Annotated in this window: 32 protein-coding genes; 14 read left to right on the top strand and 18 right to left on the bottom strand. The window is 38.6% G+C overall.

Features of this window, described 5'->3' with window-relative positions; genetic code table 11:
• Window positions 1-151: 151 nt before the first annotated feature.
• From AC0C45_RS14880 to AC0C45_RS14860, 5 genes are all read left to right on the top strand, one after another.
• Complete coding sequence (locus tag AC0C45_RS14880; RefSeq protein ID WP_013083854.1) at window positions 152-466, top strand: ArsR/SmtB family transcription factor; 315 nt, start codon at window positions 152-154, stop codon at window positions 464-466.
• Between the two features lie 70 nt (window positions 467-536).
• Complete coding sequence (locus AC0C45_RS14875) at window positions 537-965, top strand: DMT family transporter (RefSeq protein ID WP_047932519.1); 429 nt, start codon at window positions 537-539, stop codon at window positions 963-965.
• A gap of 12 nt (window positions 966-977) precedes the next feature.
• Window positions 978-1,430, top strand: a complete 453-nt coding sequence (locus tag AC0C45_RS14870; RefSeq protein WP_237892523.1) for a DMT family transporter — start codon at window positions 978-980, stop codon at window positions 1,428-1,430.
• A gap of 241 nt (window positions 1,431-1,671) precedes the next feature.
• Window positions 1,672-2,127 carry a hypothetical protein gene (locus AC0C45_RS14865; RefSeq protein ID WP_014459377.1) on the top strand — a complete coding sequence of 152 codons (456 nt, stop codon included), beginning with the start codon at window positions 1,672-1,674 and terminating at the stop codon, window positions 2,125-2,127.
• Window positions 2,128-2,520: 393 nt separating this feature from the next.
• Window positions 2,521-4,143 (top strand): APC family permease, encoded by a 1,623-nt coding sequence (locus tag AC0C45_RS14860; RefSeq protein WP_016764764.1) that lies wholly within the window; start codon window positions 2,521-2,523, stop codon window positions 4,141-4,143.
• 30 nt (window positions 4,144-4,173) lie between these two features.
• On the opposite strand, the gene AC0C45_RS14855 is transcribed toward AC0C45_RS14860, so the two are convergent.
• The 6 genes from AC0C45_RS14855 to AC0C45_RS14830 all read right to left on the bottom strand — a co-directional run bounded on the left by AC0C45_RS14855 (window position 4,174) and on the right by AC0C45_RS14830 (window position 8,684).
• On the bottom strand, window positions 4,174-4,593 hold the full coding sequence (locus tag AC0C45_RS14855; protein WP_013083857.1) for an Rrf2 family transcriptional regulator: 420 nt from the start codon (window positions 4,591-4,593) through the stop codon (window positions 4,174-4,176).
• Between the two features lie 96 nt (window positions 4,594-4,689).
• On the bottom strand, window positions 4,690-5,334 hold the full coding sequence (locus AC0C45_RS14850) for a hypothetical protein (RefSeq protein WP_237892525.1): 645 nt from the start codon (window positions 5,332-5,334) through the stop codon (window positions 4,690-4,692).
• Between the two features lie 222 nt (window positions 5,335-5,556).
• Entirely contained in the window at window positions 5,557-5,922 is a 366-nt protein-coding gene (locus AC0C45_RS14845) for a hypothetical protein (RefSeq protein ID WP_016764767.1), read from the bottom strand.
• Entirely contained in the window at window positions 5,919-6,224 is a 306-nt protein-coding gene (locus tag AC0C45_RS14840) for an antibiotic biosynthesis monooxygenase family protein (RefSeq protein WP_013057785.1), read from the bottom strand. Before AC0C45_RS14840 ends, AC0C45_RS14845 begins: the two co-directional genes overlap by 4 nt.
• A 163-nt stretch (window positions 6,225-6,387) precedes the next feature.
• Complete coding sequence (gene ystJ / locus AC0C45_RS14835) at window positions 6,388-7,620, bottom strand: NADP-dependent malic enzyme (RefSeq protein ID WP_013083861.1); 1,233 nt, start codon at window positions 7,618-7,620, stop codon at window positions 6,388-6,390.
• Window positions 7,621-7,889: 269 nt separating this feature from the next.
• Entirely contained in the window at window positions 7,890-8,684 is a 795-nt protein-coding gene (locus AC0C45_RS14830) for an AAC(3) family N-acetyltransferase (protein ID WP_047932528.1), read from the bottom strand.
• Window positions 8,685-9,000: 316 nt separating this feature from the next.
• Here AC0C45_RS14830 and AC0C45_RS14825 point away from each other — a divergent pair, with 316 nt between their 5' ends.
• Window positions 9,001-10,005 carry a DUF3231 family protein gene (locus AC0C45_RS14825; RefSeq protein ID WP_034650719.1) on the top strand — a complete coding sequence of 335 codons (1,005 nt, stop codon included), beginning with the start codon at window positions 9,001-9,003 and terminating at the stop codon, window positions 10,003-10,005.
• 236 nt (window positions 10,006-10,241) lie between these two features.
• Complete coding sequence (locus AC0C45_RS14820; RefSeq protein WP_472928236.1) at window positions 10,242-10,772, top strand: GNAT family N-acetyltransferase; 531 nt, start codon at window positions 10,242-10,244, stop codon at window positions 10,770-10,772.
• A gap of 40 nt (window positions 10,773-10,812) precedes the next feature.
• On the opposite strand, the gene AC0C45_RS14815 is transcribed toward AC0C45_RS14820, so the two are convergent.
• Complete coding sequence (locus tag AC0C45_RS14815; protein WP_047932532.1) at window positions 10,813-11,562, bottom strand: SDR family NAD(P)-dependent oxidoreductase; 750 nt, start codon at window positions 11,560-11,562, stop codon at window positions 10,813-10,815.
• Window positions 11,563-11,830: 268 nt separating this feature from the next.
• Here AC0C45_RS14815 and AC0C45_RS14810 point away from each other — a divergent pair, with 268 nt between their 5' ends.
• Window positions 11,831-12,022 carry a hypothetical protein gene (locus AC0C45_RS14810; protein ID WP_237892526.1) on the top strand — a complete coding sequence of 64 codons (192 nt, stop codon included), beginning with the start codon at window positions 11,831-11,833 and terminating at the stop codon, window positions 12,020-12,022.
• A 49-nt stretch (window positions 12,023-12,071) separates the two neighbouring features.
• On the opposite strand, the gene cysI is transcribed toward AC0C45_RS14810, so the two are convergent.
• Entirely contained in the window at window positions 12,072-13,793 is a 1,722-nt protein-coding gene (gene cysI, locus AC0C45_RS14805; protein ID WP_472928235.1) for an assimilatory sulfite reductase (NADPH) hemoprotein subunit, read from the bottom strand.
• Window positions 13,794-13,815: 22 nt separating this feature from the next.
• A complete protein-coding gene (locus AC0C45_RS14800; RefSeq protein ID WP_013083868.1) occupies window positions 13,816-15,624 on the bottom strand; it encodes an assimilatory sulfite reductase (NADPH) flavoprotein subunit in 1,809 nt (602 codons plus the stop codon).
• Between the two features lie 629 nt (window positions 15,625-16,253).
• Between AC0C45_RS14800 and AC0C45_RS14795 the strand changes: the two genes are divergently transcribed.
• Together AC0C45_RS14795 and AC0C45_RS14790 are read left to right on the top strand one after the other, a co-directional pair.
• A complete protein-coding gene (locus AC0C45_RS14795; protein ID WP_047933159.1) occupies window positions 16,254-16,436 on the top strand; it encodes a YolD-like family protein in 183 nt (60 codons plus the stop codon).
• 25 nt (window positions 16,437-16,461) lie between these two features.
• Window positions 16,462-16,614, top strand: a complete 153-nt coding sequence (locus tag AC0C45_RS14790) for a hypothetical protein (RefSeq protein WP_013057796.1) — start codon at window positions 16,462-16,464, stop codon at window positions 16,612-16,614.
• Window positions 16,615-16,648: 34 nt separating this feature from the next.
• Here the strand turns inward: AC0C45_RS14790 and AC0C45_RS14785 are convergent, their stop codons facing one another.
• Window positions 16,649-18,256 (bottom strand): MDR family MFS transporter, encoded by a 1,608-nt coding sequence (locus AC0C45_RS14785; protein WP_095379292.1) that lies wholly within the window; start codon window positions 18,254-18,256, stop codon window positions 16,649-16,651.
• Between the two features lie 22 nt (window positions 18,257-18,278).
• Window positions 18,279-18,731 (bottom strand): MarR family winged helix-turn-helix transcriptional regulator, encoded by a 453-nt coding sequence (locus tag AC0C45_RS14780; protein WP_472928234.1) that lies wholly within the window; start codon window positions 18,729-18,731, stop codon window positions 18,279-18,281.
• Between the two features lie 158 nt (window positions 18,732-18,889).
• Between AC0C45_RS14780 and AC0C45_RS14775 the strand changes: the two genes are divergently transcribed.
• The gene (locus AC0C45_RS14775; protein ID WP_237892529.1) at window positions 18,890-19,639 is read left to right on the top strand and encodes a MerR family transcriptional regulator; all 750 of its coding nucleotides are present in this window, start codon (window positions 18,890-18,892) and stop codon (window positions 19,637-19,639) included.
• A gap of 184 nt (window positions 19,640-19,823) precedes the next feature.
• Here AC0C45_RS14775 and AC0C45_RS14770 read toward each other — a convergent pair whose 3' ends face one another.
• The 5 genes from AC0C45_RS14770 to AC0C45_RS14750 form a co-directional block, all read right to left on the bottom strand.
• Complete coding sequence (locus AC0C45_RS14770; protein ID WP_472928233.1) at window positions 19,824-20,078, bottom strand: GNAT family N-acetyltransferase; 255 nt, start codon at window positions 20,076-20,078, stop codon at window positions 19,824-19,826.
• The gene (locus AC0C45_RS14765) at window positions 20,054-20,356 is read right to left on the bottom strand and encodes a hypothetical protein (protein WP_472928232.1); all 303 of its coding nucleotides are present in this window, start codon (window positions 20,354-20,356) and stop codon (window positions 20,054-20,056) included. Before AC0C45_RS14765 ends, AC0C45_RS14770 begins: the two co-directional genes overlap by 25 nt.
• 44 nt (window positions 20,357-20,400) lie before the next feature.
• Window positions 20,401-20,772, bottom strand: a complete 372-nt coding sequence (locus AC0C45_RS14760; protein WP_034650698.1) for a hypothetical protein — start codon at window positions 20,770-20,772, stop codon at window positions 20,401-20,403.
• A 42-nt stretch (window positions 20,773-20,814) separates the two neighbouring features.
• Window positions 20,815-21,006, bottom strand: coding sequence for a hypothetical protein (locus AC0C45_RS14755; RefSeq protein ID WP_014459359.1), 192 nt, complete (start codon window positions 21,004-21,006; stop codon window positions 20,815-20,817).
• An 84-nt stretch (window positions 21,007-21,090) separates the two neighbouring features.
• Window positions 21,091-21,363 (bottom strand): hypothetical protein, encoded by a 273-nt coding sequence (locus AC0C45_RS14750; protein WP_016764777.1) that lies wholly within the window; start codon window positions 21,361-21,363, stop codon window positions 21,091-21,093.
• Window positions 21,364-21,585: 222 nt separating this feature from the next.
• Here AC0C45_RS14750 and AC0C45_RS14745 point away from each other — a divergent pair, with 222 nt between their 5' ends.
• Together AC0C45_RS14745 and AC0C45_RS14740 are read left to right on the top strand one after the other, a co-directional pair.
• Window positions 21,586-21,819, top strand: a complete 234-nt coding sequence (locus tag AC0C45_RS14745) for a hypothetical protein (protein WP_016764778.1) — start codon at window positions 21,586-21,588, stop codon at window positions 21,817-21,819.
• 15 nt (window positions 21,820-21,834) lie between these two features.
• Window positions 21,835-22,944: a GerAB/ArcD/ProY family transporter gene (locus tag AC0C45_RS14740; protein WP_472928231.1), complete on the top strand. Its 1,110-nt coding sequence runs from the start codon at window positions 21,835-21,837 to the stop codon at window positions 22,942-22,944.
• Between the two features lie 20 nt (window positions 22,945-22,964).
• On the opposite strand, the gene AC0C45_RS14735 is transcribed toward AC0C45_RS14740, so the two are convergent.
• Window positions 22,965-23,681 carry a CPBP family intramembrane glutamic endopeptidase gene (locus AC0C45_RS14735; protein WP_034650690.1) on the bottom strand — a complete coding sequence of 239 codons (717 nt, stop codon included), beginning with the start codon at window positions 23,679-23,681 and terminating at the stop codon, window positions 22,965-22,967.
• A 219-nt stretch (window positions 23,682-23,900) separates the two neighbouring features.
• Between AC0C45_RS14735 and AC0C45_RS14730 the strand changes: the two genes are divergently transcribed.
• Entirely contained in the window at window positions 23,901-25,088 is a 1,188-nt protein-coding gene (locus tag AC0C45_RS14730) for a macrolide family glycosyltransferase (RefSeq protein ID WP_016764781.1), read from the top strand.
• A 94-nt stretch (window positions 25,089-25,182) separates the two neighbouring features.
• On the opposite strand, the gene AC0C45_RS14725 is transcribed toward AC0C45_RS14730, so the two are convergent.
• Entirely contained in the window at window positions 25,183-25,500 is a 318-nt protein-coding gene (locus AC0C45_RS14725) for a hypothetical protein (protein WP_013057808.1), read from the bottom strand.
• Window positions 25,501-25,568: the final 68 nt, after the last annotated feature.

Below are 25,568 nucleotides of genomic sequence, written 5' to 3'. Positions count from 1 at the left end.
AAAGCGCTGGGTAAACCGTTCTTTTTTATACTCTATTATAAGTTGACTTTTTGTTCACAGCTGTTATAATTCAACGCATTGCTTGTTATTCAACTATAAAATGCAAACTTGAAAATTTGACATCTGAGCTGTGACGAATAAAATAATAAGTATGAAACCTATTGATATCTTTAAAGCATTATCTAATGAAACTCGATTAAATATATTGGAGTGGTTAAAAGAACCTGAAAAGCATTTTAAAGACAAACAAGCACATTTGCCTAAGGAGGTCAGCAGCAGAGGCGGTGTTTGCGTGGGAGATATTCAGGAAAAAGCTCAGCTGTCTCAGTCCACAGTGTCCAGTTATCTTTCCATGATGCAAAAAGCAGGTTTGTTAGAGTCAATTCGGCACGGTCAATGGACATACTATCGCCGAAATGAAGAAACGCTTCAAGAGCTTTCTTCATTCTTACGAAAAAAACTTTAACGAGTTTTTTTCACTCATTATATCTATTTTTCTAGATATACAAATATAAAGAAATATTGGAGTGATAAACGTGAAGTTGTTGGTTTATTTGGTTGCGGTTCTAGGCGGCGCTGCTTTAAGTATGGAAGGCGCTATTGCTGGAGAACTTGGAAAAACAGTGGGGAAACTTGAAAGCAGTTATTATATTTTTATCATGGGAACGCTCATTTTAGGTCTGACCACTTTATTTGCTGGAAAAGGAGATCTACCTTACGTCTTAAAAGCACCTAAGTGGAATTTAACCGGCGGTTTATTAGGTACGGTTTATTTAACAATTCTAGTGATTAGTATCCCCTTTATTGGAATTGGCGTTTCAATGGTTGCTGTTATTGTGGGTCAAATGATTACAAGCATGATCATTGAGCATTTTGGTTGGCTTGGCAGCAATAAAATTAAAATTAACAAAGAACGCGTAATGGCTATTGTATGTATGGGAATTGCGCTTGTACTTATTTTCTAGGAGGGTTTTACGATGAGTTTATTGATGGTGATACTTACCTTAATAGGAGGATTAACGCTAAGCGCTCAGTCTTCTATTAACGGGACACTAAGTAAAAAAACAGGTACGTTTGAAACAGCTTTTTTAACCTTTGCGACAGGTGCCATGATTTTAACAATTGTCGTTGTGTTCTTTGGTCAAAGAAACATTCTCTCGGTTTTCGATGTCCCTAAATGGCAGCTTACCTGCGCTTTATTCGGAGCATCTTATTTATTTCTAACGGTTTTAGCTGTACCTAAAATTGGTGTAACAGCAGCTAATATCTCAACTGTTATCGGTCAGTTATTTGCAAGTATGATTATCGACCATTTTGGCTGGTTTGGAAGCAAGGAAGTACCCTTTGATCTATCCCGCTGGATTGGTGTAGCATTTATGTTATTAGCTCTTTATTTTATTTTTAAAGGCAATAAGAAAACAGCAGCATAAAATGTTCATGAAAATAGCCAAGTGCCCCTATGTAAAGGCGCACTTGGCTATTCTTTGTACGTAAACCACATTTGAATTTTCAATCAATTATTTAGAACATATTTTATTTAAACTAAATTGATTTTAAATAAGGTAAATTCCACCAAAAAAATTGTGCATACCTTCCTGCCTTTGTTCAAAAGATAAAGAGGCAGATTTAGAAAATCAGCTACATAAACGAACAGGTAAGGTGGGTTTTTTCGTGGGAAAATTTTTATTTTTAGCAGCATTTGTCTTTTTTTGTTTTACGCTTTCCATTTCCGCAGAAGAAAATATACCAGAAGAAAATATAGAATCACACGTAAGTCAGCCTGTTGTAAAAGATTTTATTTATCAATCTCTTGAACCTTGGGTACATCAAGATATTACTTCTCATTATGAGAAGGTTTACGGTAAACAGCATAAAAAAGTAAAAGTTCGCCCTATTAAAAAAGATGATATCGGGATACAAATGGGTGAAATACAGCCCGGCAAAGGCGGTAAGTTCACTCATATTGTGCGGGTGAAAATCTTAAACTTAAAAGTAAAACCCGAGGGAGAAGATGAATTTTTTGCAACGGATACGCTTATTTATAAAGTGAATATCAACGAACTTTCTGCTGAAAATGATGTAGAAAACGTCGTAAAACTACTCGAGTATAAACATCAAGAAAGATAAAATTCCAACTCTCCCCCCTTTTGAAGGTATTTATTCCTCTATTCAAAAGGGGCTTTATTATGAAGCGCGTTTTCTCTTCACATATTTAGGGAATATAACTATCACTTATCCCCTAATTTTTTCATATTGCTAGTGCATAAGATATGAACTTGATAACTTTTTGTCGGTTTTTATCTATTTTTGTAGGGTTTCCTGTAGGATGAAAAAGAAAGTAAAGCGCTTTAATTACCGTGACAGAAAGGTTGAGGATAGCTTTCCTGCATAACTGGAAATCAATAGGCATTAAGAACTGCGTGTAACGACAAAAGTTGTTAACCAAAGATTTCAGAATAATAATAATAAAGCAACAATGTTTAAATGAAAGACTTATTTTACATGAAAGGTGTTAGTCAGATGAACAATTTACATCGAAGAATGGGAACATTCGCGTTAACCATGACGGGACTTGGATCAATTATTGGTTCCGGCTGGTTATTTGGAGCGTGGCGAGCAGCTCAAATTGCAGGGCCGGCTGCTATTTTATCATGGGTCATTGGAATGGTTGTTATTTTATTTATTGCACTTTCTTACAGTGAATTAGGATCCATGTTTCCTGAAGCCGGCGGGATGGTCAAGTATACGCAGTACTCACACGGTTCGTTTATTGGTTTTATCGCTGCTTGGGCAAACTGGATTGCGATTGTATCCGTTATTCCAGTCGAAGCAGTAGCTTCTGTACAGTATATGAGTTCGTGGCCTTGGAAGTGGGCACAGTGGACAAGCCACCTCGTAGAAAAAGGAACGTTAACTGGCGAAGGATTAGCTATCGCTACTGTGCTATTGATTATTTACTTTTTACTGAATTATTGGACAGTTGGACTATTTTCCAAGGCCAACTCGTTAATCACTATTTTTAAAATTGTTATACCGGGACTTACAATTGGAGCACTTTTATTTGTCGGCTTTCACGGCGAGAACTTCACTTCTGGAAGCAGCATCGCACCAAACGGCTGGGCTAGTGTGCTAACAGCTGTTGCTACATCTGGAATTGTATTCGCTTTTAACGGCTTTCAAAGCCCTATTAATATGGCTGGAGAAGCAAAGAATCCTGGGAGATCTATTCCAATTGCGGTTGTAGGCTCAATTTTAGTGGCTACAGTCATTTATTTGCTTCTTCAAATTGCTTTTATCGGTGCGGTAAACCCTTCTGATATTGCGAAGGGATGGAGTCATTTAAATTTTAACTCTCCATTTGCAGATTTAGCCATTGCTCTTAACATTAACTGGCTTGTCATTGTCCTGTATGCAGATGCGTTTGTTTCACCATCTGGAACAGGTATTACGTATACAGCTACTACTGCTCGAATGATTTATGGTATGGAACAAAATAAATATTTGCCAAGTGTTCTAGGACGTCTTCATCCTATTTATGGTGTTCCGCGTCAAGCCATGTTTTTTAACTTAGCTGTTGCTCTTGTCTTTTTGTTTTTATTTCGGGGCTGGGGCGTGCTTGCTGAAATTATTTCAGTCGCTACGCTTATTTCTTACATTACAGGCCCTGTTACGGTTATGACGCTAAGACGAACTGGAAGCGATTTATATCGTCCCCTTCGTTTAAAAGGATTAAGCATTATTGCGCCGCTCGGCTTTATTTTTGCTTCATTAACGCTATATTGGGCACGCTGGCCGCTAACTGGACAAGTTTTGTTTATTATTTTAATCGGCCTGCCTATTTATTTTTATTATCAAGCAAAGGCTAAATGGAAGGGATTCCGCCAGAACTTCAAAGGTGGCGTATGGATGGTTGTATACTTACTGTGTATGATGACTATTTCATGGCTTGGAAGCGAAAAGTTTGGGGGTCTTAACGTTATTAAATATGGATGGGATATGGGAATTATTGTTGTTGTTTCTCTTCTCTTCTACACATGGGCTTTAAAAAGCGGCTTCAAAACAGAGTATTTAGAGAATGGAAGAAAAGTAAATGACAGCTTAAAAGCAGCAGCGGCTGAAACAGCCGCTTCCAAAGAGTCATAACAAAAGCACCTTGCATGAGCAAGGTGCTTTTTAGTGAGCAGTTTTAACTTTTTTCAGCACGTCTTCGATCGTAATTTGATCTAAATGCCTAATTACACTTTGCTCACTCTCTGTAAAAATGTCGTCCATCACTGTTTGAATGTTTGATTTGACAATACAGTCAGCGTCAGGATCGCCGCTGCACCAGTGAGGCTTCAGCGTTCCTGTCGATATAACTCGGTAAATCACCCCAAGACTTATTTCAGCAGGGCTGCAGCCTAAAGTATAACCGCCGCCTAGCCCTTCTTTTGTCCGAACCAAGTTGTTTTTTCTGAGTGTACTCATTATTTTCCGAACCCGTGCAGGATTGGTACAGATATTATAAGCAATCGATTCACTGCTTGCTCGGTGATCTGGCAAATTTGCTAGGAACACTAAGCTGTGCACGGCAATGGTAAATTCACTGTTCATCTTCCATAAACCACCTTTTTTCTTTCTCTACTGTAACGTTAAGTGACACAGTTCAAAAAGTCAAGAGAGCAAGGAGGGAAAGAAGTGTAGCTTTATTTATTCACGGTCTTCTTTTTCTATACTTTCTACTTCGTTAGCTGAGTTGATTTCAAGGTATACCGTCTTTTCTTTTAAACTGCCTTTTTCTTCTTTTTCAAAGTCAGTGCTTTTTTGATACGTTTTTTTGCCGCTTGGAACTTTTACCGTTATATGTTTGTTACTTTCTTCTATAAAAATACCCACAATTTTACGTTCGTCTCCATCTTGTTCATACACGCCATCTTTGTCTGCTTTTGCTTTTGGAGTTAATTCAATACTAATTGCTTCTTGTTTAGCTGCGTCAATTTCAGCTTCTACTTCTTTATTAAGCATATCTTTTAGCTGTGAGCCTTCCACTTCCATCCTAGAGCTTTTTGGTACTTTAACGAGTTGATCATCAATATTCAGCGTCATTTCTTTTTCAGCGTCTTTTTTTAACGTACCGATCAAGTCAAAATCTTCTTCTTTCCCCTTTTTAATGTCTGGGTCGTTGGAATACTGCTGTAGCTTTGTTAATTCTTGACGGTCTTCAATTGGTTTTTCCTCTGCTTTATGATTATCAGATTTTGTCTTGTTAGCTGGTTCACCTGAACAAGCTGCCGCACTTCCAATCATACATAGAGTGACTAAGGACAGGATTCCTTTTGTTAGCTGTTTTTGCATATGTATTCTCCTTTTTCTTTTTTATTTCCACCTTTATACATATGTAAAACAAAAAAGTGAAATATAACTACATTACTCCAATCAACAGCTAGAAGCATCTACATACAGGAAACCTACGTTCACCCTACCAATGAAAAAATCCGAACGGGTTAAATTCTCTATCAAGAATCAAACCCGTTCGGATTTTCTTTTAACTAAAACACTTTTGTCCTAGCCTCTTTTTTAAAGCTGCTGTTGCTTCAGTATATGATTTGCTTCTTCTAAGTAAGTCACGTAAGCCTGTACTTGTTTATCACCGTAATTATCTAATTCAAACAGCGCTTCTTGTATAAACTTAAAATTATCAATAATATGCTGTGTTTTCATGCCTCTACTTGTGAGTAAATTGTTTAACCATAAGGCATAGTCCGTAAAAATTTGCAGGTTGTCTAACTTATATGTTGTCTCCAGATACTTCATATGATAATGATTATCTTCATAACATCTTTCTTTGCCGCGCTCTCCGAATTTTTCGAGCAAAGAAGGTTCTAACTCGTAGATTTTCTCCGTTACTCTTTCGACGATCTTATTAACGGGAAGTGAACTCATCGTGCCACCACTTTGTACTGAGAAACTTTTGGGATGACAGCTGCCAGTTCTTGATCAGGGTACTTTTTCTCTAAATCATGAATACGCTTGAAATCTTCGCTTCGTACCCAGCTTAAATAATTCTCTTTCGTATCAAATGTAAGCTGAACGGTGAGCTCCCCTGCTCGCTTATCGTTTTGAAGAAGTAGAAAGTCTACAAATCCTGGAGCCTCGTCGACTGATTTTGAACGATTTTTATAAATTCCAATCACTTCTTCAGCTTTTTCATCCGGTACATTAAATGTTGAAAATACGGTGTACATCTTTGTTCCTCCCTTTATGATACAAAACCTGGGTTCTTTTCTCTTTATTGTACATCATATGGGAGATGAAATGGTGTTACGTTTAGATTTCACAGCGGTTACAGCAGGTCTTTAAAACAAAAAGCCCTTTGAAACAGCGTTTCAAAGGGCTTTTTTACCGTTATTAGTTTTCGATTTTTGTTAATTGTTCTGTATGTGTTTTTACACGTGCTGGATCAATTGTAATGCGGGCAACGCCTGAATCCATTGCCGCTTTTGCTACAGACTCTGCTACAGCTGGCGCTACGCGAGGATCAAATGGTCCAGGGATAACGTAATCAGCGTTTAGCTCTTCTTCTGTAATAAGGGCTGCAATTGCTTCAACAGCAGCTTTTTTCATTTCTTCGTTGATATGAGTAGCGCGAACGTCTAACGCACCACGGAAGATTCCAGGGAATGCAAGAACGTTGTTTACTTGGTTAGGGAAGTCTGAACGACCTGTTCCAATAACAGCCGCTCCTGCTTCTTTTGCAGCGTCCGGCTTGATTTCTGGATTAGGATTTGCCATCGCAAAGATAATTGCATCTCCATTCATTGATTTAACCATCTCTTGAGATAATGCATCTGCTGCAGATACGCCGATAAATACATCTGCGCCTTTAATTACATCGCTTAGCGTACCGCTTTCTTTGTTTACATTTGTATAAGAAGCCACTTCCGCTTTTACTTTGTTCATACCTTGAGGGCGTCCTTCATAAATAGCACCTCTTGTATCACACATAATCATGTCACGTACGCCGTAAGAATAAAGAAGTTTTGTAATGGCAATGCCGGCAGCTCCTGCTCCGTTTAAGACGATTTTTAAGTCTTCCATTGATTTGTTTACAATTTTTAATGCATTTACAAGTCCTGCTACTGTTACGATTGCTGTACCGTGCTGATCATCATGGAACACAGGAATATCTACTTCTTTTTTCAGGCGCTCTTCGATTTCAAAACACTGTGGAGCTGCGATATCTTCTAAGTTAATGCCTCCGAATGTATGAGCCATTAATTTCACAGTTTCAACAATTTTATCTGTATCTGTTGTATCAAGGGCAATTGGGAATGCGTCTACGCCTGCAAAGCTTTTAAATAAAATTGCTTTTCCTTCCATAACGGGAAGTGAAGCCGCAGGTCCGATGTTTCCAAGACCAAGAACAGCAGTACCATTTGTCACAACGCCGACCATGTTTCCTTTCATTGTGTAATCATACACCGTTTCTGGATGTTCATGAATTTCTTTACAAGGTTCTGCTACTCCCGGAGAGTAAGCTAAGCTTAAATCTTGAGCGTTTTGAACTTCAACTTTTGATTTAACTTCTAACTTACCTTGTTTTTCTTGATGCATATGTAGTGCTTGATCACGTAGTGACATAATTGTATTCTCTCCTTTTTTTCTATACATTTAAATTTTTTAATGAATTTATTTAACACTTGCTTTTTATCTCCATAATTGTAAGACAACCTGACCGAATAAATTCACAGACAAGTGCCATTATGAAACAAGAAACATAAAAAGTAAACTATCTTGCTTAAACGACTGCTGCGCTTTGTTAATATAAAGTCTAGAGACGGCGGGACTCTTGTTTGTCTCACTTCAAGTTGTCTGATATACAGACAACTTAGAAAGCATACAAGCGCTCACTATAGCGCTTTCAAATACGTTTCAGCAAAATCGACGGCTTTAGGCATTGAAAAGAAGTATGCACGTGCTGAACCGATTTTTTCAGCTTTTATTCTTTTTGCTTCAATAAACGCTTCACCTATCTCTTCAAACAGCTCTTCTCGAAACTCTAATTCTTTATACGTCTTCCATACTCGCTTTCCTGAATCCATAACTGGAGACCCTTTTTGAATCACGTTTCGATATGGAATCCGATATTCTGCTAGATGAAAAGAAGTATTATTTCCAAACCCGACACCTAATAATAAAACAAAGGCATGTTTTTTGTAAAGCCTTTCAAGAGGAGAATTTTCGCCTAAACTAAATTCAAGAGGATGATCTCTTAAGATGTCTTCGCTGTCCTTTCCCCAAGCGGCGAATGAATACATTGGATGGCTGCTTCTTCTTACACCAGGATATGTTCGAAAAGTTTCCACGATTTGTCCCATCCCGCTTGTTGGTGTATGAGCTGGATCATATGCAGGCATCGTTTCCCGAATAGTTTCCCACCACTCTTTTGGCACAGCCGGATTGCCCCATTCTGATGGATCCGAAAGATCGACCGACTGTGACGGCATCACGATCGTTCCTTCCTCTGTCACTGTCTCCATTAAAGCTTGAACAACGGCTACTGAACCTCCGTTTACCCACCCTAATGAAGATAGCGAAGAATGAACCGTGATAGTCATCCCTTTTGTTATGCCTAACCTGCGTAAATCTTCTTTTAATGTATCTTTCGTTCTAGGATGATCTGTTGCTTGGACAATGTGCTTCATCGTAAGCTCCTTACTTATAGTGCTGCTAGAATTTGTGCTGAACTCTAGCAATATATGTAAAACTTATGTTTTCATAATAGTAAGAATAACACCAATTGTCAAATTATTTAAAGTAATAGAAAAACTCAGTTTTATTCATATCAGTTATCATACAACTGACTTGTTGGTAAGCTTCATTTCCTTCAATTATCTTACTATAATAACCGCTACTGAAGCTTTTCAATAAATTAAAAAGAAGAATATTCCTATAAATAAAAGAAATACTAATAAAGCTATACATATTTACCTATCACTATTTTCAGGAGGAATGTGTACAATGAGCACATCAAAACTTCCGCCGCTCACGTCCTCAGAGCTTGCTAACTTATGGATGACTTATCAGGAAAAAACGATGATTTTGAGGTTTTTAGAATATTTTCTGGAAGATAAACAGGATTACAAAGAACTTTTTGAGCTATATTACAGCCGATCTTTAAAAAGTGTAGCGCAAATTAAAGAAATATTTGAGAACGAAGGCGCTGTTATCCCAATTGGTTTTACGAAAGATGACGTGAATGTAGGAGTTCCTAAGTTATACGATCATATGTTCGAAGTCATGTATATACGCTTAATGTCTCAAATTGAAACAGGACTGTTTGCTTTGCATTCGACCATGTCTTACCGAGAAGATATCCGGAATTTCTTCGTAGAGGCAACAGCAGAAGCACAGGACATATACAATCAATCCACACAAGTATTGTTAGAAACGGGTGTCATCGCAAAACCCCCATACGTTTCTATGCCTAAGGAAGTCCATTTTGTCCATGCGCAAAATTATATAGGCGGATTGAGCTGGTTTAGCGAAAAAAGATCGTTGAATACCATTGAAGTGTCACTTATTCAACATGCTGTTGATACAAATCTTGTAGGAATGCAGCTGATGATTGGTTTTGCTCAAGTGGCCAACAATAAAGAGGCACAGCAGCATTTTGTCAGGGGTATGAAGCTTTCGAAGAAAATTGAAACAGAACTAGGTGATATTTTACGCCATAGCTACATAGAACCTCCGGCTACTCATGCCGGAAAAGCGACGAATTCAACCGTTCCTCCTTTTTCAGATAAGCTGATGATGTACAATACGAGTCTTTTGAGTACGTTCGGTCTTGGGAGTAACGCTTTAGGAGGAGCCTTTAGTTTAAGAAGTGATTTGCCATTAAAGATGCTCCAGCTTGCAAAAGACATTTACAGTTTGGCAAAAGAAGGCGGTAAAATCATGATTCAAAACGGATGGCTTGAAGAGCCTCCTCAAATTGAAGATCGCAATCAGTTAACTAAAAAATAGGTTCTTTCCTGTAGGAAAGCTAGCTGCTCTACGTGCAGCTAGCTCTATTTGTTTTTTTAGTATACTGTTTTTAGGGCTAGTACGTAACAACTGTTTGCGTTATTTAGAAGTTGTTCCCATCTTTTTCTTAGTCGTTTAGCCCGTATTTCTACTTAATTTATAACAGAAAAATAAAATAAAAGGTATTTTCCCTGAGCTGACGAAATCTTTCTATATAAAATAGAAAGGAGAAAAGCATGTTTCCTATTCTTCTTACACCTCGCACTACACTTCGTGAAATAACAGAAGTCGATGCAGATAGTATTTTTGACTGCTTCTCTCAGAAAGAAGTTATTAGATATTACGGGCAAGAAAAATTCATAACTATTCAAGAAGCTCTGGTTCTGATTGATATTTTTGCTGAAAATTACAGAAATCAAAAAGGCGTGCGCTGGGGAATTGAACGGCTCGATACGGGGGAATTAATCGGGACAGTTGGATTTAATCAGTGGAACCAAAAGCATAAGCGCGCGGAAATTGGCTATGAGCTACACCCTCAGCACTGGGGTCACGGCTATGCTTTAGAAGCTGCTTCGGCTGTTATGACTTATGGCTTTGATACCCTTCAGCTAGTGCGGATTGGAGCTGTTGTGTTTCTTGAAAACAAAGCATCACAGCATGTGCTTGAAAAGCTCGGGTTTCAAAAAGAAGGCGTGTTAAAAAACTATATGTATCAAAACGGAAAAGCTCACGATACGTTTGTTTATAGTTCCCTGCCTGCTACATAATAAAAAAGGATTCTTTTCTTAAAAAGAATCCTTTTTCATTTTATTTAAATGCCGCATACCCATCATCAGCCATGATGACGCTGCCGTTTACAGCTCCCGCTTCTTCTAAGGAAAGCAAATAAACCATATCTGCAATTTGTTTTGGTGCAGTGAGCTCTCTGCTCATCGTTTTCGCTTTCATTCCTTCAATCATACCGTTGTCTTTATAGCCTTGAATAATGGGCGTATCAACAAATCCTGGCGCAACGGCGACAACGCGAATACCGTATTTAGCGAGATCTAGCGCAGCTGATTTCGTCATCATCACAACAGCTCCTTTCGTTGCGTGATAGGCATAGGTACCGGGTGAGGCTAAGAAGCTAAAAATAGATGCCGTATTGATAATGACGCCTTTAATACCTAACTCTCTCATTTTCCTGCCCGCTGCCATAATCCCGTATGTAACGCCGTGCTGGTTTACATTAATAATACGGTGATATTCTTCTAAGTCTTGATCTAAAATAGATGTTGGGTGCCCAATACCTGCATTGTTAAACATCACATCAATTCGCCCAAAGCGGTTCACGGTTTCTTCAATCAGTGCTTCCACTTCTTCAAACTTCGTGACGTCCGTTTGCACAAATAAAGCGCTCCCTCCAGCTTCTTCAATTTTTTGAAGGGCCTCTTTGCCTTTCCCTTTATCATAATCAGCAATGACCACCGCGTCTCCTTTTTGCGCAAACTTTAAGGCAGTTTCTTTGCCAATTCCGCTTGCTCCCCCTGTAATAACCGCTACTCGTTTTTGCTGCATGTTTCTCCCTCCTTGATAAAAGTTCCTTTCTTTTACATTATAGCATTCTTTTTTATACCATCCGTTTCTATTAGTCACCTCATTGCTATGAAATTAGCCGAGTTAGGCATAGTTGAACGCCTTTTTTAATAAAAATCAGCGTGTGTACAAGCATTCTGGCATTTTTTGCATTTACTATAGTGTAAGGATGGCTATGCATGAACACACAGGAAATGTATCTATCCCACGTCCTCCGGATGTGGTGACAATTCTGTGGGAGCGAAATCCTTTGGATAGACAAGCTCCTCGTACCGTCGTAGAAGCAACAGTAATCGGCAGCGCAAATCCTTGCCGACGTTTGTTAGCTCAAGGTCAGCGCTACCGCACTGCAGCTCATTGTTTACTTGACAACGGCTTTGAACAAATTACTGCTGAAAGATTAGGAGTATTTGGAGTAGCTGTATTTGTTAGAGAATATTAAAATAGAAAAAGGGACTTTTCTGTAAGTTAGAAAAGTCCCTTTATACATATTACGCGTGGAAATTCGTGCCGTCTGTTACAGCTTCGATTACACCAGCGCGGATGACAAAGTCACCAAAGTGCTCGCCTTCTTCTCTTTCTTTTGCATAGCGAGGAAGCAAGACGCGCAGCTCGTTTAAAATTTCTTCTTCACTGATATTTTCACGGTACATTTTACTTAAGCGGCTGCCATCAAATGCTGCTCCAAGATACATATTGTATTTACCTGGCGCTTTACCGATAAAAGCAATTTCACCTAAAGCAGGACGTGCACAGCCGTTAGGACAGCCCGTCATACGAATAGTAATTTCTTTATCGCGAAGGCCGTTTTCATCTACAATTGCTTCAATTTTCTCAAGAAGAACTGGGAGATAACGCTCAGCTTCTGCCATCGCAAGCCCGCAAGTTGGAAGCGATACACAAGCTAATGAGCTGCGGCGAAGAGCCGAATAATGCTTGCCGTCAGTTAATCCATATTGTTCGATGAGGTCACTAATTTGTTTTTTCTTTTCAGTTGATACGTTCGCGATAATTAAATTTTGATTGGCCGTTAAACGGAAATCACCGCTATGAACTTTTGCAATTTCACGAAGACCCGTCATAAGCTTATAGTCTTCAAAGTCAGCAATACGTCCACCTTGAACAAAAAGAGTAAAGTGCCATTTTCCTTTTACACCTTTTTCCCAGCCGTAGCGGTCGCCGTTATGATCAAAGTGATAAGATTTTGCTTCGTCTAAGCTCCAGCCCAGACGATTTTCAAGCTCTTCTTTTACCGTTTCTAATCCAAGACGATCAACCGTGTATTTAAAACGCGCGTTTTTACGTACAGAGCGGTTTCCGTAATCACGTTGAATCGTAATGATTTTTTCAGCTACTTCTAGAATTTGATCAGGTCGACAGAACCCAATCACTTTTGCAAGCTGAGGGTAAGTTGCTTTATCTCCGTGCGTCATACCCATACCGCCGCCGATTGCTACGTTAAACCCAACAAGTTTCTCGTCTTCTAAAATGGCAATAAAGCCAAGGTCTTGTGAATACACGTCAATATCATTAGACGGTGGAACAGCTACGCCAATTTTGAACTTTCTTGGCAAATAGAGCGGACCATACATTGGTTCCACTTCTTCTTCCACTTCCGGTGTGCTGATCACTTTCTCTTTATCTAGCCAAAGTTCGTGGTACGCTCTTGTACGAGGCAATAAGTAATCACTTAATTTTTTTGACCATTCGAATACTTCAGCGTGTACTTCTGACTGATAGGGATTCGGATTGCACATTACGTTACGGTTTACATCTCCGCAAGCTGCAATTGTATCTAATAACGAAGCATGAATTTCTTGAATCGTTTTCTTCATGTTCCACTTTAAAATTCCGTGCATTTGGAATGCCTGACGAGTTGTCAGCTTTAACGTTCCATTTCCGTATTTTTGTGCTAAATCATCCATCACTAGCCACTGTTCTGGTGTTGAAACACCGCCTGGCGTACGGACTCGAAGCATGAATTGGTAAGCTGGCTCTAGCTTTTGTTTTTGGCGTTCGTTACGAAGATCTCGGTCATCTTGCAAGTAGCTTCCGTGGAACTTCATCAAACGATTATCGTCTTCAGAAATACCTGAGCTAATGCGGTCTAGCATTGTTTCTCCTAATGTACCGCGCAAATAATTACTTTCATCTTTTATGCGCTCAACGTCACTTGGAGGACCTTCGGGCGCTTTTAAAATTTTGTTTACCATGTTGAAAATCTCCTTTCAATCCTCAGTATACATCACGCTGATAACGTTTTTGTTTCTTCATTTCAGCAAGGTAACCTTCCGCCTGTTCACGGCTCATCTTGCCTTCTGTTTCGATAATTTCAACTAGCGTGTTGTGCACGTCGCGTGCCATATTTGTTTTATCTCCGCACACATAAAAAGATGCGCCTTCTTCTAACCATTGGAATAATTCTTTACTATGTTCGAGCATACGGTTTTGTACGTATACTTTTTCTTCTGTATCGCGTGAAAACGCCACGTCCATTTTTGTCAGTACGCCATCTTTTAACCACTTTTGCCATTCTGTTTGGTAAAGGAAGTCTGTTACGAAGTGCTGATCTCCAAAGAACATCCATGACTTTCCTTTTGCCCCTGTTTCTTCACGCTCTTGCATAAATGAGCGGAACGGAGCCACACCTGTACCAGGTCCTACCATAATAATTGGCGTTTCTTGATCTTGAGGAAGCTTAAAGTTTTTATTGCTTTGAAGGTATACAGGAATCGTATCGCCTGGCTGCAAACGTTCTGAACAAAGGACTGAACAAACACCTTTACGCTCGCGTCCATGCGCTTCGTAGCGTACCGCTCCGATTGTTAGATGAACTTCATCAGGGTTTGCTGATAAGCTGCTTGCAATCGAGTAAAGACGCGCTGGCATTTTACGTAGAATGGCTACAAACTCTTGTGCCGATACGTTCCATGGACCGAAGTCACGAACTAAGTCAATTACATCACGGCCTTGTGTGTATGCTTTTAATTCCTCGCGATTTTCTACAAGCGCTTTTAACTTATCGTTTCCAGTAAGCTCAGCTGCTTGCTTTAAAAGCGGCTTTGTTAAAACGGTAATTTCAAAATTAGAGATTAGCGCTTCTCTAAGAGGACGCGTTTCTCCTTCTTTATTAACCGTTACACTTTCACTTGCATCCCACTTGAATTCGTTAAGAAGAAGATCAACAAGCTCCGGGTCATTTTCAGGATAAATACCTAAACTGTCTCCTGGTTCATACGTCAAACCTGAACCTTCTAGAGATAGTTCTAAGTGTCGCGTTTCTTTATTTGATCCGCGGCCGTTTAAGTTTAAGTTCTCAAGCACTTCTGCTTTAAAAGGGTTTGTTCTTGAATATGGTGAAGTTCCTGCAGGAGCTTCCGCTGGAACAGCTGCCGAAGCGCTGTGTCCTTTCGCTTCGCTTAATCCGTCAATAACACCTTTAAGCCATTTATTGGCGGGCTCTTCAAAATCTAAATCACAGTCAACGCGCGGATACAGTCTTTCACCGCCAAGTTCTGCTAAGCGCACATCAAATTCTTTTCCTGTTTGACAGAAAAATTCGTATGAGCTGTCTCCAAGCGATAAAACAGAGAAACGGAAGTTCTCAAGTTTTGGCGCTCGACGGCCGTGAAGAAATTCATGGAAAGATAGCGCATTATCAGGCGGCTCTCCTTCTCCATGTGTACTTACGACAATTAATAAATTTTCAAGTTTCTTTAAATTATTTGGTTTGAAATCATTCATAGAAGATACAGTTACATTAAAGCCTTTTGCTTCAAGCGTTTTGCCTGTATTTTCAGCAAGTCCTTGAGCATTTCCTGTTTGTGATCCATAAAGAATCGTTACGTCTTTTGAAACTGTCTGTTTCGTTTGAGCAGGCGCTGCTGTAGAAACGTCTGGCGTTCCTTCGGCAGACGTAGATTGAGCTGCTGTTAAATAACCGCTCAACCACATTTTTTGTGCTTCTGTTAATGTCGGCAGAAGGCGATTAAGCAAATCTGCTTGTTCTTGATTAAAAGGGCTGTTTACTACCTTAAGTTGCAACACTGTCCACCTCACAAAAATATATAATTTAAATATGTATGCTTTTACGAATCATCTTCAACAACATTTAATACCTGTGTCTAATTAATCAATGATGTTTCCTTTCATACATTATTATTCCTATAGATTATATCAAATTTAATTATATAAATCATTAGAAAATTCTTATCAAATTCGTCTACCTGCATTTTATCGGAGAAGAATAAATTAGTAAAATACATATAATTGATAACTAGTATTAAGATCATTAATAATTGAAGTTATGTTTACTTTTTTTATAAACGCAGTTACTTCTATATTTGTTCATTATTTGTTCATTCTACATCCTTCCCATGAATATGAATATTTTGTAATTTTTAGAGAAGTTTTGTAGAAACGGTTTTCTTTCTCATCAGAATGTTACATAATAAATGTAACATTAATCCTTTTAAAAAACACTATATGTAAAAGACAGTATATTCTGAAATTTAGGACAGTTTATAGGTGAGCTAGCAACCTTTTATTCCATCTATTCATACACGTTGAAGAATATAAAGGGAAGCTTGCAGTACATACAATTCCCTTTTGCTCATCTCAAATGAAAGGACTGGCTTTTAAATCAGGTAATCTTTTTTAAGGAGGCTTCTTGAATGTTTTTACGAGAATTAACGAAAAGTGGGACGATAACTGTTTCTTACTATAAAGATGGGAAGTTGCAAACGTGCAAAGGCCGCGTGCACAACTTAAATCTCCATCAGCAAATTCTATCCGTAAAAGACGAAAATGAAGCCGTTGTTTCCCTTTTGCTTTCTGATATTAAATCCATTCATTAGTATGTAAAATTAAGGAGGAATTACCATGTGGAAAGATAATAAGCAAGCGCTTACAGATTTTGTGTCGGAAGATCGATTTGAACTGAACTTATATTTAACGTATTTGCTTGATCAAATTTCGTATGACACCTCTAAACAATCTCCTTTTCTTCGTAAGCCTAATGAAACAACTAGTTAATATAGAAAAAAGCGCACAAATTTGTGCGCTTTTTTTAATGTGATGGCTCTACTTCAACAATGCCTTCTTCTGGTTTTTCTTCGGCTTTTTTATTTGAAAGCTTGATCTGCCTTAAGAACAATGTGCATACCGCTCCTAAAATAATAAAAGCTAAGCCCATGAAAAAGACGCTGTGCAATGCGCTCATTAGCGAGGTCTTCAAAATTGGCACAATGCTGTCTGAAAGCGCAGCTGGAATACTCTTTAGCGCCTCAGGGCTAAACAGCATCTGCAGCACACTTTCAGGATTCGTATCAATCGCTTTTTTAAACCCGTCTGCAAAAGCACTTGCTTGAGCAGGCAATGTGTTTAAATATGGAACGAGTTTGTCAGTAAGAAGCGTACCTGATTTTGCATTCATTACTGCTCCTAAGATCGTAATACCGAACGTTCCTCCAATTGAACGGAAAAATTGACTTGATGATGTAACCACACCGAGCTCTTCTTTTGAAAAGCTCTCTTGAAGAGCAAGTGTTAAAATTGGCATTACAAGACCCATTCCTAAACCGATTATGGCCATATAAGAAGTGGCAACAAGTTTGCTAGTATGAAGGTCTAATGTTGTTAACAAGAAGAACCCTCCTGCCATAATGAGCATACCCGTAACAATTTGAGGCTTGATTCCAACTTTATAAACAAGCTGCCCTCCAATAATACTTGTTACAATCATTGAAATCATCATCGGTGTCATAATGGTACCGGATTCCGAGGCGCTGACTCCAACGATTCCTTGCATAAAGAACGGAACAAACGTAATGGCTCCGAACATGCCGATGCTCATAAAAAAGCCAATGATATTTAAAAGCGTAAACGTTCGGTTCTTAAATAAATACATCGGAAGAATCGGCTCTTTCGCTTTCGTTTCCACAATAATAAAGCTTATGACCCCAACAACAGCAAGTGTAAATAGACTAATAATTTGCCATGAGTTCCAGTCGTAGTCTTTTCCTCCAAAGCTCAGGGCAAGAAGCAAGCTCACTACTCCGATAACCATTGTCAACATACCGGCTACATCAAATTTAACAGGTCCCGTCTGTTTCTTTCCTTGAAGTCCCAGTGCAATAAAAACGGTAGCGAGTATCCCTACCGGCAAGTTGATGTAAAACACCCATTTCCAGTTCAGTGAATCAACAATCCATCCGCCAATTTGTGGACCGATGACAGAAGCAAGACCGTAAATTCCTCCGAATACTCCTTGAAACTTAGCTCGTGCTTTTCCTGTAAATAAATCACCGATTACAATCATTGCCATCGGCATCATAACGCCGCCGCCAATTCCTTGTAATGCCCGGAATAAAATAAGCTCTGTCATGTTATTTGCCATTCCACATAGAGCAGAAGCGACCATAAAAATAATAAGTCCTGTAACATAAATTACTCTGCGTCCTACTAAATCAGCGAGTTTCCCTGCAATCGGAACAACCGTTGTCGACGTTAATAAATAGGCTGTTGTCAGCCATGTCATCATGCTCAATCCACCAAGGTCTCCTACAATTCTTGGCATAGCTGTTCCGACAATGGTTCCATCAAGTGCAGAAAAGAACATCGCAATAATTAACCCAATTAATAAGAGCGTGCGCTTTGAATTTTTTTGATTTTCCATCGTGTGTCTCTCCTCTTTTTTGTTACTGCTGCTTATCTTTATAAGAAGCAGCTGACGTTGCAAGTTTTTTCGTAATAGAAGCCATCATAGAAAGCTCTTCTTCTGTTAAATGCAAAAGGTAGCGGTCCATAATGGCTTTTCGACCATTCAGCACATCTTCAAGCTTGCGATGCCCAAACTCCGTTAAGGTAATATCAACGACTCGTCTGTCCTCTTTATTATGTTGTCTTACAACAAAATTGTGTTGTTCGAGACGATCCACTAAAAGAGTCACGGCGCTCGGTTTGACATCCATTAGCTCTGCAATTTGAGAAACCTTACTGCTCCCTACTTTCTTTAAATAAGAAAGAACAAATAATTGCGTAGGAGTCATCTCATGCTCATTTAGACTCTCCATTATTTCGGGCTGCATTTTTTCAAATAGCACTTGAAGCGATGAACGAATCTCTCCAAGATACTGATTGCTTTTTGTCACATCTATTCCTCCAGGCTTGCTTATTTATTTCATGTTATAAATAGTTAATGCTAATTAAATATAAATGCATATAAACTAAAAGTCAATTATTTCTTTTTTAGTATTGACCCTTACGCTGCGTTATATTTTATAGTAGATTTCAGAAGGGAGATGAAAGAATGAACAGAAAAGTAAAAGAGGTTGCTGACTTAGTAGGAATCAGCGTCCGCACGCTGCATCACTATGACGAAATCGGGCTATTAAAACCTGATGCCGTTAGTGAATCCGGCTACCGGCTTTATTCGCCGGCTAATCTCGATATGCTTCAGCAAATATTATTTTTTAAAGAACTTGGCTTCCCTTTAAAACAAATTCACGAGATTATAACAGAACCGACGTTTAATCGCATAGAAGCGTTGATACTGCAAAAAAACATGCTGATTGAAAAACGCAGTCGGCTCGATCAAATGATTGTAACCATTAATAAAACGATTCAATATGAAGAAGGAGCGATTGAAATGAACGAAAAAGAGCGGTTTAACGGACTGGATTTTTCGCATAACCCATACGAAGAAGAAGCACGGAAGCGCTGGGGAAACCAGCGGGTAGATGAAGCGAATGAAAAAGTACAAAGCTTCTCACAAGAAGAACAGCAGCACATGTCAAACGAATGGGAAAGTATCTACACTCACTTAGCTTCGCTTCGTGATCTGTCACCATCCTCTACAGAAGCTCAAAAAGCTATTGCGACATGGTATCAATTTTTAAATAAAAACTTTGGAACGTATTCATTAGAAGCCTTTAAAGGTCTTGGAGAAATGTATGTGCAAGATGAGCGATTTACAACTAACATCAATCGCTACGGAAAAGGATTAGCGAAATTCATGAGCGAGGCGATGAGTGCATTTGCTGATGCTAACAAACAATAAACAAAAGAGATTTAAGTATAACTAAATCATTCTAATCTAAAGATAAATAGATTGGATACATGGGCTGAACTGCTTGTTACAGCGCAAGCATAAAAAAATCCGAACGACGTTGATTCTCCATCAAGAATCTCGATTCATCGTTCGGATCTTCCTTTAACGAAACTACTTTTGTTCCAGCCTCTTTTTATAAATGAAGCCCCATAAGCATTGTATTATAGTACAAGCCATTTATATAGGTGTCTTTTTCTTTTAATCCTTCTATTTGAAACCCTAGCTGCTTGTATAAAGAAATAGCTCTTTGATTATCTTCTCGCGTCACAAGTTCGATTTTTTTTGTTTGTTTATTCATACGTGCCCATTCAATCAGCTCAATCATTAGCTGTCTTCCTAACCCTAGCCCGCTATAAGATTTGTCTACCACGATACCAAGGGTACCCACATGCTTATTACGCGGGTTTTGAGGCGAGGTGATGGATGCAATACTAATGATTTCTTCTCTTTTTCAGCCAGGACTATAAGAGAATTTTGCTCTTGTTTTACAGAAGCTAAAAACACTTCATACTCTGAAACAGGTCTAAGAAACTCCCCTTCTCCAAATGAAAGAAAATCACTTTCTCCTCCCACTCGATTGTAAAAAGCAATCATTTTCTCTGCATCTTTTGATTCTGCTTCTCGAATGGTGATGCCTATACCATTCTTTAATGTACGTAAACTCATATACCTATCTTCCTTTTAGTTATTCTTGTTTGCCTATATGGGTTTTAGCGTTGTTTTTCTCTCCACTGACCTAACCACATGCGATTTCCTAAAGCCGTAAAATCATTTTCATCGGCGTAGCGTTCAATGACGGAAAGCGCGTTGTCCTCAAGCATTGGTGAATAGCTCATAATTTCTAAAATATGATGTGCAGCCCATAGGTCAATCCGATAAGTAGGATTCGTCAGCAGTGTTGAAAATTCAAACAGCATGCCTGGATAGTATAAATGGATGAGCTGCGCAATTTTTTTCATATCTTCTGCAGCTCGGTTTCCTTTTTTTACAGATTTCTTATTTCGATAATCAATTTCATAATGAATTTTTGCGCTTTTTTGATAAAGATCAACTAGCGTTTCGTACGTACGATGTTTCTGCATTTCTCATCTTCCTTTTCTTCTAGATTTCCTCGTTTGAAGATGCTATAGTTCATTTTTAGGTTTCATATATTCAAATAAATGCAGCAAAAATATAATACTTCCGCCAATACACATCACAAAACTTAACGTAGCAGGATACTGAATAAAGAAACCGACAACACCAAAAATCAGCATAGCAAGCGCTCCTATCATCATAAACAGATGATATGCCGGTGTATTTTCTTCATTATTCATACATAACTCCTTTTCACTATTTTTTAAGTTATTAAAAAGATATGATACTTCTTTTGGACTATGATCTTTTATTTTGCTGCCGCTTTATTTCTTTAGCTTAGCACGAAGTAACGTGAGAAGGCCTCCTCCAAACATGACGCCACCCACAATTTGATACAGGTGTATGTAGCTTTTTACCGTTTCAAGATACAGATCTGTGTCTGCATTCCCTTTACTTTCTAGCCATCTTTGGCCCATTGCCTGACCCGTTGCAACGCTTTTTAACAAAACGACCAGGCCTCCGAGCATGACAACAGCTGCGATCATAAGCTGTACCTTTTCTTTGTCATCTAGCATTTTTTTGAATTCGTCTGCCATCTATCTCTCTCCCATCCTTACCTTGTTATGTATCTACTTGTTTGTAATCATGCTGTTTTTTCTCTATTATAACGCTTAACTTGGTCATTATAACACGGTTTTGCACTGCCTTTAGTCTTACTTTTCATAAATGAAGCCATCTTGGGCGATACTATTTTTGAAACACAGGCGTCTTTAACATCCCTTTATTATTTTTGAAGGGTTACTAATTGAGGTTGATACATGCTTATATTTTTAGGGATTTTTTTACTTTGTGTAGCTGTTTGTTTAGTAGAAATACCTTATTTAAAAAAAGTGAAAAGTAAAAGAGAAAAGCGAATTTTTTGGAGTTTGTTCACAGTAAGTATGTTGATTGTTAGTTTAAAATACGGCGGTGTGGAAATCCCCAACCCCGGGGACGGCATTGCTTTTTTATTAAAGCCTTTTAGTGATTTTTTGTTCAGTCTGTTGAAGTAAAAGGAAGTGAACAACGTGCATAGTCAGATGAAATTATCCGCAGCACAGTTTCGAATACTCGTGATTTTTTATAGTTTAGGCGACACTATTTTAGTTGTACCTGGAAGCTTAACGGCTGATTCTAAACAAGAGGCATGGATTCCAGCTATTTTAGGTGTAGGTGTAGGCGTTTTACTTGTATGGATGTATATCAAACTCTCTAGCCTTTACCCGAATAAAACCCTGATAGAACTCAACGAAGCCATTTTAGGCAAGTGGCTAGGAAAGTTTGTCTCTCTTTTATTTGTCGCTTCTACTCTTCTTTTTTGCAGTCAAGTTTTATTTTACGTGGGCTCGTTTCTAACAACTCGCATTATTATTCAAACGCCTATGCTTGCTGTTCATATTTTGTTTATGGGAATTGTGACTGTCGGCGTTCGGCTTGGCATTGAAACGATTGCCCGCTGTGCTGAAATTCTCTTCCCTTGGTTTGTTATTCCGTTTTTAATCTTAGTTTTTTCGATCTTTCCTCAAATTCATTATGAGAATTTACAGCCGTTGTTAGAGGTAGGCGTTAAACCTATTATCAGATCTATTCTGGCCTTTACAAGTATTACTTCTCTCACTTTTATTGTATTGCTGACCGTTTTCCCTGCTCACGTAGCGGAACCTGATCAGCGAAATCGGGCTTTTTTTACAGGAAGCTTAATCGGTGGAGGCATTATGATTATTATTTTATTGCTTGGCATTCTTGTACTTGGAAATACGTATACACGTATCGCTTTATATCCAAGCTATGAACTTGCAAGGCGTATCGAAGTGGCCGATTTTCTGAAAAACATTGAAGTAATCATGGCCATTATGTGGTTTTTATCTCTTTATTTCAAAACGTCTCTCTACTATTATGCGACCGTTTCCGGACTCGCTCAAATTCTTGAATTAAAAAACTACCGAATTTTAACTCTTCCGCTGGGCGTGATTGCCGTTACATTTTCACTTATCGTGTATCCAAGCATTCCATATGAACAAACGTGGGACAGAGATACGTGGATTCCGTACAGTCTGTTATTTGGACTATTTTACCCTCTTGGATTATTAATTGTTGGGAAAATTCGCGTAAAGCATTCCGCGTCTTTATCCAAATAAAAAAGCCGCTTAAGCGGCTTTTAAAAGAATACAGTTATACTCACTAATCCATTCCACAGCATATGTAAAATCATAGATGGGAAAATAGATTTTGTTCGATAATAAATAATGGCAAAAACAAGTCCCATTACAGTAGCCGTAATTGGGAAACCAATATGTAAAAGACCGAATACAAGAGCGGAAATGAAAATGCCTACAAGCACGTGATGACGTTTAGTTAAAAAGCCACATAAAACACCCCGGTAAAGCAGCTCTTCTTTAATAGGCGTAATGACTGCTACACTTATAAAAAATATCCAGCTCGAAAGCAGCGTTTGATTAAAACTGCCTTGATTTAAATCCTTTTGCTGCTGATCTGCGCTTTCTACGTTTAAAAATGAAAGCATCAGGTACTGCACCGCGGCTACAATTAAAAAGCCTACTACAATATATACATACGTTTTTCTTTCTTTTAATACTGAGAAGTTCCACATAGGCTTTAAAAATCTGCGCACAGGCCTGTACAGCACGGAAACGCCTAGAAAAAACGCCGCGTCTACCAGCAGAGCATATGGTCCTTCTAATAAAATTCCCGTCATATTTGAACCCGTAACTTCATCGTAAATAGCTACTCCAATTCCAGCTATAATCTGCAGACCAAAGCCCAACACTATAAATAGAAGCAGCGTGAAGTAAGTAAACTCTTTTTTCTTTTTAGGCTTTAAAACCGGTTCTAAATTTGTTGATAACGTACTCAAAATAGTAACCTCCAAAAATGATTCTTTCTCTCTAGTGCTCTCAAAATTCTACCATAACTTCCGCTTAATGATGTTATTTTTTAGGAAAAAAGTTATATTTTTTCACATTTCACACCCAAAGATAAGGTTTGAAAAGATAAATGAGCTAGCCAAATTAGTTGTCAACTTCCTTATATTTGATTACGCTTGAAGAAATCTTACCGAAAGTGAAGTGAAAAAATGGCAAACATTTTAATGATCAATTTTCCCGCTGAAGGTCACGTAAACCCAACGCTTGGAATGGTAAAAGCTTTTTCAGACCGAGGTGATACCGTTCATTACATTACGGCCGAGCGTTTTAAAGAGCGTCTTGAAAACGCCGGGGCTATCGTACACACTCACCGGGACTTATTAAGCGGTGTATCCATCAAGCCTGAAACTCCTCAAGGAATCAACGCTTTTTTAAATATCCACATCCAAACGTCTTTAGATACGCTAAAGCTTGTTCATACGTTATCAAAAAAAATTGACTTTGACTTTGTGTTTTACGACAAGTTTGGAGCAGGCGAATTAGTGCGTGATTATTTGCGGATTCCCGGGATTGTATCATCCGCTTCTTTTTTAATGCCAAAAGAACGCTTAGCAATGATGCCTCTGCATCCGGATTCAGGCATTCCATTTAAACCTGACGAAAAAGCTCAGTACGGGCTCAGTTTGCTAAAAAATCAGTTTGGGGTAGAACCTAAAAATCTGCTTCAATTTATGAACAATGAAGGCGAATTAACGGTCGTATATACAAGCCGCTTTTTTCAGCCGCTTCATGAACATTTTGATGACTCGTGTTTATTTATTGGGCCAAGCTTTCCAAAGCGTCACGGCTCTCATGATTTTCCGCTAGAAAAGCTAAAAGACGAAAAAGTTCTTTATATTTCAATGGGAACGGTGCTTCATGATGTAGAAGGCTTTTTCAACCTTTGCATCGACGCATTTAGCGACTTTGAAGGCAAAGTTGTGATTGCAGCAGGAGACCGAGCTGATTTTAAAAAGATAAAAAAAGCACCAGAGCATTTTCTTATTTCGCCCTATGTTCCCCAGCTTGACGTGTTAAAAGAAGCTGATGTTTTTATCACGCACGGAGGTATGAACAGCGTAAATGAAAGTATTCATTTTAACGTACCGTTAGTCGTTTTACCTCATGGGAAAGATCAGCCTCTCGTCGCTCAAAGGCTCGTGGAACTAAACGCCGGGTATCGCTTAGCAAAAGAAACGGTAAATGCTTCTCTTTTAAGGAATGCAGTTGACGAAGTCATACATGACGACCGCTACAAGAAAGGGATAAAAGAAATCAACGTAAGTTTCGAACAGGCAGCTGGCCCCGCCGCTGCAGCCGAAAAAATAGTAAATCACGTAGTGAAGCAATATTCATAAAGAAAAGGTGCACATTTGTGCACCTTTTTTCATTAAACCAGCTATGTACAAACTGTATATACGCCAATGATTAGCAAAATGACGGCTAAAAAACTTATGAATACAAATCCATATGACTGAAATAATCGAAAATATGATTTAAATCTGTAATCTTTATGCTATGAGTGCTGTAAGCAACGATTATTTCAGCCAGCATAAGAACGAATAAAATGGCCAATAGCACCTTAACAAGCGGAAATTGTCGGAACTGAGGAGAAAAAAGCAGCTTACTGACTGTATACAAAAACAGCAGGATAAAGTAAATCATCATGGCATTTGTCGCCTGAAGGGGCACATTCCAGACAAATATGTACACGCTGAATGTCAAAATTAAAATAAACGACATTTCTTTCCCGCTAAAAAAATCACTCATTGCGTAACACCTTTTCTTGTTCATGAATGAATAAGAAATTATAAACTCACGAAACATTAACATTATTT

The sequence above is a fragment of the Priestia sp. VA7 genome (assembly GCF_055710015.1).
Note: the sequence above shows the minus strand (reverse complement) of the source record. Positions and strands in the feature narration are given on the sequence as shown.

What these genes read in the sequence shown, in the direction of transcription:
- AC0C45_RS14880 (WP_013083854.1), top strand. Translation starts at nt 152, where the DNA reads ATGAAACCTATTGATATCTTTAAAGCATTATCTAATGAAACTCGATTA.
- AC0C45_RS14870 (WP_237892523.1), top strand. Translation starts at nt 978, where the DNA reads ATGAGTTTATTGATGGTGATACTTACCTTAATAGGAGGATTAACGCTA.
- AC0C45_RS14860 (WP_016764764.1), top strand. Translation starts at nt 2,521, where the DNA reads ATGAACAATTTACATCGAAGAATGGGAACATTCGCGTTAACCATGACG.
- AC0C45_RS14855 (WP_013083857.1), bottom strand. Translation starts at nt 4,593, where the DNA reads ATGAACAGTGAATTTACCATTGCCGTGCACAGCTTAGTGTTCCTAGCA.
- AC0C45_RS14850 (WP_237892525.1), bottom strand. Translation starts at nt 5,334, where the DNA reads ATGCAAAAACAGCTAACAAAAGGAATCCTGTCCTTAGTCACTCTATGT.
- AC0C45_RS14845 (WP_016764767.1), bottom strand. Translation starts at nt 5,922, where the DNA reads ATGAGTTCACTTCCCGTTAATAAGATCGTCGAAAGAGTAACGGAGAAA.
- AC0C45_RS14840 (WP_013057785.1), bottom strand. Translation starts at nt 6,224, where the DNA reads ATGTACACCGTATTTTCAACATTTAATGTACCGGATGAAAAAGCTGAA.
- ystJ (WP_013083861.1), bottom strand. Translation starts at nt 7,620, where the DNA reads ATGTCACTACGTGATCAAGCACTACATATGCATCAAGAAAAACAAGGT.
- AC0C45_RS14830 (WP_047932528.1), bottom strand. Translation starts at nt 8,684, where the DNA reads ATGAAGCACATTGTCCAAGCAACAGATCATCCTAGAACGAAAGATACA.
- AC0C45_RS14825 (WP_034650719.1), top strand. Translation starts at nt 9,001, where the DNA reads ATGAGCACATCAAAACTTCCGCCGCTCACGTCCTCAGAGCTTGCTAAC.
- AC0C45_RS14820 (WP_472928236.1), top strand. Translation starts at nt 10,242, where the DNA reads ATGTTTCCTATTCTTCTTACACCTCGCACTACACTTCGTGAAATAACA.
- AC0C45_RS14815 (WP_047932532.1), bottom strand. Translation starts at nt 11,562, where the DNA reads ATGCAGCAAAAACGAGTAGCGGTTATTACAGGGGGAGCAAGCGGAATT.
- cysI (WP_472928235.1), bottom strand. Translation starts at nt 13,793, where the DNA reads ATGGTAAACAAAATTTTAAAAGCGCCCGAAGGTCCTCCAAGTGACGTT.
- AC0C45_RS14795 (WP_047933159.1), top strand. Translation starts at nt 16,254, where the DNA reads ATGTTTTTACGAGAATTAACGAAAAGTGGGACGATAACTGTTTCTTAC.
- AC0C45_RS14790 (WP_013057796.1), top strand. Translation starts at nt 16,462, where the DNA reads ATGTGGAAAGATAATAAGCAAGCGCTTACAGATTTTGTGTCGGAAGAT.
- AC0C45_RS14785 (WP_095379292.1), bottom strand. Translation starts at nt 18,256, where the DNA reads ATGGAAAATCAAAAAAATTCAAAGCGCACGCTCTTATTAATTGGGTTA.
- AC0C45_RS14775 (WP_237892529.1), top strand. Translation starts at nt 18,890, where the DNA reads ATGAACAGAAAAGTAAAAGAGGTTGCTGACTTAGTAGGAATCAGCGTC.
- AC0C45_RS14765 (WP_472928232.1), bottom strand. Translation starts at nt 20,356, where the DNA reads ATGAGTTTACGTACATTAAAGAATGGTATAGGCATCACCATTCGAGAA.
- AC0C45_RS14760 (WP_034650698.1), bottom strand. Translation starts at nt 20,772, where the DNA reads ATGCAGAAACATCGTACGTACGAAACGCTAGTTGATCTTTATCAAAAA.
- AC0C45_RS14755 (WP_014459359.1), bottom strand. Translation starts at nt 21,006, where the DNA reads ATGAATAATGAAGAAAATACACCGGCATATCATCTGTTTATGATGATA.
- AC0C45_RS14750 (WP_016764777.1), bottom strand. Translation starts at nt 21,363, where the DNA reads ATGGCAGACGAATTCAAAAAAATGCTAGATGACAAAGAAAAGGTACAG.
- AC0C45_RS14745 (WP_016764778.1), top strand. Translation starts at nt 21,586, where the DNA reads ATGCTTATATTTTTAGGGATTTTTTTACTTTGTGTAGCTGTTTGTTTA.
- AC0C45_RS14730 (WP_016764781.1), top strand. Translation starts at nt 23,901, where the DNA reads ATGGCAAACATTTTAATGATCAATTTTCCCGCTGAAGGTCACGTAAAC.
- AC0C45_RS14725 (WP_013057808.1), bottom strand. Translation starts at nt 25,500, where the DNA reads ATGAGTGATTTTTTTAGCGGGAAAGAAATGTCGTTTATTTTAATTTTG.